Origin of the sequence: Mesorhizobium sp. M7A.T.Ca.US.000.02.2.1 (assembly GCF_003996995.1) — a bacterium.
In the GTDB taxonomy this organism is placed as follows: domain Bacteria; phylum Pseudomonadota; class Alphaproteobacteria; order Rhizobiales; family Rhizobiaceae; genus Mesorhizobium.
Genome location: NZ_RZTT01000420.1, coordinates 1 through 5,029, shown reverse-complemented (window position 1 = coordinate 5,029; position 5,029 = coordinate 1). Strand labels below are relative to the sequence as shown.

General features: G+C 62.6%; 7 protein-coding genes. 3 read left to right on the top strand and 4 right to left on the bottom strand.

What is annotated here, in order from left to right:
• Positions 1-254: 254 nt before the first annotated feature.
• Positions 255-776, bottom strand: a complete 522-nt coding sequence (locus EOD15_RS28235) for a helix-turn-helix domain-containing protein (RefSeq protein WP_127319737.1) — start codon at positions 774-776, stop codon at positions 255-257.
• A 99-nt stretch (positions 777-875) separates the two neighbouring features.
• On the opposite strand from EOD15_RS28235, the gene EOD15_RS28230 reads away from it, so the two are divergent.
• Both EOD15_RS28230 and EOD15_RS28225 read left to right on the top strand, forming a co-directional pair.
• On the top strand, positions 876-1,706 hold the full coding sequence (locus EOD15_RS28230) for an alpha/beta hydrolase (protein WP_127409043.1): 831 nt from the start codon (positions 876-878) through the stop codon (positions 1,704-1,706).
• Between the two features lie 106 nt (positions 1,707-1,812).
• On the top strand, positions 1,813-2,469 hold the full coding sequence (locus EOD15_RS28225) for a glutathione S-transferase family protein (RefSeq protein ID WP_127319741.1): 657 nt from the start codon (positions 1,813-1,815) through the stop codon (positions 2,467-2,469).
• Between the two features lie 6 nt (positions 2,470-2,475).
• On the opposite strand, the gene EOD15_RS28220 is transcribed toward EOD15_RS28225, so the two are convergent.
• From EOD15_RS28220 to EOD15_RS28210, 3 genes are all read right to left on the bottom strand, one after another.
• On the bottom strand, positions 2,476-2,739 hold the full coding sequence (locus tag EOD15_RS28220) for a metalloregulator ArsR/SmtB family transcription factor (RefSeq protein ID WP_013529232.1): 264 nt from the start codon (positions 2,737-2,739) through the stop codon (positions 2,476-2,478).
• A 32-nt stretch (positions 2,740-2,771) separates the two neighbouring features.
• Complete coding sequence (locus EOD15_RS28215) at positions 2,772-4,019, bottom strand: MFS transporter (RefSeq protein ID WP_127269296.1); 1,248 nt, start codon at positions 4,017-4,019, stop codon at positions 2,772-2,774.
• An 89-nt stretch (positions 4,020-4,108) separates the two neighbouring features.
• A complete protein-coding gene (locus EOD15_RS28210; protein ID WP_023810953.1) occupies positions 4,109-4,303 on the bottom strand; it encodes a DUF1192 domain-containing protein in 195 nt (64 codons plus the stop codon).
• A 123-nt stretch (positions 4,304-4,426) separates the two neighbouring features.
• Between EOD15_RS28210 and EOD15_RS28205 the strand changes: the two genes are divergently transcribed.
• Positions 4,427-5,029, top strand: a 603-nt coding sequence (locus EOD15_RS28205) for an NAD(P)H-quinone oxidoreductase (protein ID WP_148129667.1), incomplete at its 3' end; no start/stop codon positions are given.

Here is a 5,029-nt window from a genome sequence, read left to right as displayed (position 1 = left end):
GTCTTCGGCTTCCTTGGCGAGACGCAGCGCCCGCAGCTTGTTGGTCTTGGCCTGGCGGGCGTCGCTCTCGGCGACGTATTCGGCCATCGCCTTCTGGCGGACGGTTGCCGCCTCTTCCTGCTTCTTGAAGCGCAGGGCGGCGCGTGCGCGGGCAGCATCCCGAGAGTTCTCAACCAAGACCTTATCCAATCCCGTGAATTGTGATTTTCCGCTTCTTCTAGCAGAGCCGGCTCCCAAACGGGAAAATAAGTTGGTCAAGCGGCAGAGTCGGCGGCGAGAGCCTTGCTGGCAACCAGGGCTTGATAGGCGGCCTGCAAGGTCGCGCGGACAGAAGGACCCGACGCGGTATCGAGCGGCTTGCCGAGATGTTCATGGCGCAACTCGTCCATGAATTTGTCCCACATCGGCTGTCCTCCCTTTTCCAGAAGTTCGGCGCGGATCGAGAGTTCTTCGCTGACCGGCAGCCAGACGCGGCCCCAGGCGCCGAGATGGGCCAGGATCGGCACCAGCGTGATCGCCATTTCGGTCAGGCTGTAGATCGCCTTCTGCTTGTGCGAGGGGTCGTCGGCTTTGGTCAGCATGCCCAGTTCCATCAGCCGCTTCAGCCGGTCGGCGAGGATGTTGGAGGCGATGCCTTCCATCGATCCGTTGAGCAGCTCGCGAAAATGACGCCTGCCGCCGAAGATCATGTCGCGAAGGATGATCAGGCTCCAGCGATCGCCGAACACTTCCAGCGACAGGTTGATCGGACACCCGGACCGGCGATCCATACTCATGAGATTTTTTCTCCAAAACCGGTTGCATTATCGTATCGGTTTTATTATCGTGCAACCGATTGCAAAATGCAATCAGTTTTGCAGAGAGGAGACTGCGCCATGACGACCACCGAACGCCCCAAGATCATATCCGAGACCTTTGGCAATCCGGCGAACCCGCCGCTGTTGCTGATCATGGGAGCGATGGCCTCGATGCTGTGGTGGCCGGAGGCGTTTTGCCGGAAACTGGCCGGTGCCGGCCTGTTCGTGATCCGCTACGACAATCGCGATAGCGGCCGTTCGACCAAATACAAGCCGGGAGAGCCGCCCTACACGTTCGATGATATGGCCGACGATGCAATGCGCGTTCTCGACGACCACGGTATCGGCAAGGCGAATGTCGTCGGCATGTCGATGGGCGGCATGATCGCGCAGCTTGTGGCGTTGGAACACCCGTCCCGTGTCGCATCGCTGACCGTCATCAGCAGCACGCCCGTGGGAACCGACACTTCGCACCTGCCGCAGACGAGCGATGCCTATATCGAGCATTCGGCCGAGGGCGTCAAAGTCGATTGGTCGGACCGTGGCCAGGTGGTCGATTTCATCGTCAGGGACGCGCGGGCGATCGCCAGCATCGCACATCCATTCGACGAGGCCCGGATGCGTGCCTTTGTCGAGCAGGATCACGACCGCTCCGGCGGCTTCCTGAGCGCCACCAACCATTTCATGCTCAGGGGCGGCGACGCGTGGAAAGGCCGCTTGCATGAAATGACGGCGCCGCTGCTGGTCATCCACGGCACGGCCGATCCGGTCTTTCCGGTCGAACATGGCGAGGCGCTTGGGAAGGCGGTCACCGGCGCGAAAATCATCCGGGTCGAAGGTGGCGGCCACGAGCTGCATCCAAACGACTGGGATATGATTGTTGCCGGCATCGTCGCCCACGCCGCTTGAAGCGGCAAAAGCAGGCCTTGACGAGCAATGCTTGCCGCAGTGTTTACCTATGACGAGCATGCCCGGCGCCGGCCACCGATAAACCAGGAAACAGGCGAGCAAAAAAATGTCCCTGACGCTTCATTTCCATCCGCTGGCCTCCTTCTGCTGGAAGCCGCTGATCGCGCTGTACGAGAACGCCACGCCGTTCACGCCTGTCATCGTCGATCTTGGCGATGCTCAGTCGCGCGCGGCCTTCCTGAAGATTTCGCCGGCCGGCAAGATGCCGGCGCTGCGCGACGATGCGCGCGACCGCACGGTGCTGGAATCGACCATCGTTGTCGAATATCTGGCCGCGCATTATCCGGGGCCGGTTGACCTCGTTCCCGCCGACATCGACCTGGCGCTGGCCGTCCGCCAGACCGATCGCTTCTATGATTTCTATGTGCAGGAGCCGATGCAGAAGATCGTTGGCGACCGGTTGCGGCCACAGGACAAGACCGACCCGTTCGGCGTCGAGCAGGCCCGCGCCCAGCTTCGCAATTCCTATGCCATCATCGAACAAGACATGCAGTCGAAGATCTGGGCGATGGGCGACACCTTCACCATGGCCGATTGCGCAGCGTCCCCGGCGCTGTTCTATGCCAACAAGGTCGAGCCGTTCGGCGACAAGTATCCGACCGTGAAACGCTACCATGACCGGCTGCTGCAGCGCCCCGCCTTCGCTCGGGTGATCGAGGAGGCGAAGCCCTACTTCAAGTTCTTCCCCTACAACAACGGTTGATCGGGGTTAGGCTTCCCAGAACTGATCGAGCCAGATGTTGAGTTTGAGGAAGCCAGTGCCGCTTACCGTATAGACGCGCCTTGTTCCTTCCGGCTTGGCGTGGACCAGGCCGGCATCGAGCAGCACTTTCAGATGTTGCGACACAGCCGGGCGCGAGACCGGCAAGCCGGCGGCCAGTTCGGTGACGGTTTTCGGGCCGCGGCGAAGTTCTTCCAGAAGATGGCGCCGATTGGGATCGGCAATCGCCATGAAGGCGTCGGAAAACATCATGCCTGTATTAGTGAGGCAAAGCCTTTCGAATCTCAACCGTCTGCTTCTGCTTTTCTTCTGGGATCGAGCCGCAATGCTTCCGGGGTGACCGAACGGTCGGCCGGCTGCGTCTTGAAGGCATCACGATCGCCGATCGGCACCGGCGCGCGGCGGCTGATGCGCAGCAGCGTGTAGCCCGCCAGGCAGAGATGCGCCAAGGCGGTCGCCAGGAACAGACCTTCCGGGCGCATCCAGCCCATCAAAGCGGCGGCGAGCAAGGGTCCAATCATCGTGCCGAAGCCGTAGAGCAGCAACAGCCCGCCAGATACCTTGACGAAATCCTCCGAGCGCGCGTGGTCGTTGGCATGCGCCACGGCAATCGAATAGAGCGTGTAGGCGAAGGCGCCATAGGCGGCAGTGAAGACGATGACGAAGACGCCGGAGCGCGGCTCGAACAGAAAGATCAAGAGCGCGAACAAAGCCCCGCCGAAAGCCGCTCCCGCCAGCACGAAACGCCGGTCGGTCTTGTCGGAGAGACGCCCGGCCGGAAGCTGCATGGCGGCACCGGCAACGACCACAAGGCTCATCATCAGGGCGATCTCGGCCGTGGAAATGCCGATGCGGGCGCCATAGACGGCGCCAAGCGTGCCCCAGGCGCCGTTGGCGATGCCGATCAACACGCAAGCGACCGCCGACACCGGCGAATTGGCATAAAGGCCTCTGACATCAAGTGAGACATCCTGCAGCGGCTTGGGGTGAGAGGCGGTCGAGACCGCCGTCGGAATGAGCGATAGGCAAAACAGGATGCCGGTGATCATGAACAGCGATGCGGACTTCACGTCGCCGCCGGCGACGATCATCTGCCCGCCCATGATCGAGGCATAAGTGACCATCATGTAGAGGCCGAAGACGGTGCCGCGGTTCTCGTTGGTGGCCTTTTCGTTCAGCCAGCTTTCGATGACCATGAAGGCACCGGCCATGGTGAAGCCGGTGAAGGCGCGCAGCAGGATCCAGACATATTCGTCGATGATCAGCCCGGTGAGCAGCGCCACGATGGCGCCGGATGCGGCAAAGGCGCCAAAGGCGCGCACGTGGCCGGCGCGGCGCACGATGCGCGGTGCGAAGAAGCAGCCGGTGACGAAACCGCCGGCCCAGGCCGTGCCCATCAGGCCGAGCGATGCGGTCGAGAAGCCTTCCAGTTGACCGCGCAGGGGCAGGAGCAGCCCATGCAATCCAGATGCCGCGAGCAGGAAAGCGGTGCCGCGAAGCAGCGAGAGGATCGGTCGGTAGGTTGCGAACATTGTTTGATCCGGCTCAGGTTTGGCGGGGACGCTGGGTCTGAAGACAATCGCATTCGGGCTTTTCGGCGGCGGGCTTTGCGCCCGCGCGCCTATCCGCGGCGGAACAGTGCTTCGGCCGCGGATTTGGTGGTGTCCTTGGCCTTGAGTTCGGCTTCCAGGCGGGCAATTTCGTCGCGCAGGATACCGATCCGCTCGGTCAAGTCGCTGACGGAAAGCAGTGACAGGTCCTGCCCGATCTCGTGCGGGCGTGCCTTCTTCTTGGGTTCGTCGTCGAAGATCGCCATCGTCGCTCCTCCTCCGCCAAGACCAGATTGGCCATTTGCCTGATTTGGCAATCAGCATACATAGGGCAGGGGCGTCGATGCAAACAGCCGATCGGATAACGGCGAGGAAAGACGGGAAATCTCATGGCGAGCGGACAGAAAATTCCGGCAAGGATGACGGCCATCGCGATCTCGGAGCCGGGTGGCCCTCGGGTCCTGAAGCCGGAAACACGCGACGTGCCGCAGCCCGGCCCCGGCGAGATCCTGATCAAGGTGCATGCCGCCGGCGTCAACCGGCCCGATATCCAGCAGCGCAAGGGCGCCTATCCGCCGCCGCCCGGCGCGTCGGACCTGCCGGGCCTCGAGGCGTCGGGCGAAGTGGCGGCCCTTGGCGACGACATATCGCGCTGGCGCATCGGCGACCGCGTCTGCGCGCTGACGCCCGGCGGCGGCTATGCCGAATATGTCAAGGTGCATGCCGGGAGCGTGCTGCCGTTGCCCGCCGGCTTCACCCATACCGAAGCCGCGGCGGTGCCGGAGAATTACTTCACCGTCTGGCACAATGTGTTCGAGCGTGGCGGCCTCAAGAAAGGCGAGACGCTGCTCGTCCATGGCGGCTCGTCCGGCATCGGCACGACGGCGATCCAGCTTGCCTCGGCCTTCGGCGCCTATGTCATCACCACCGCCGGCAGCAAGGAGAAATGCGACGCCTGCCTGAAGCTCGGCGCAGATCGGGCTATCAACTAT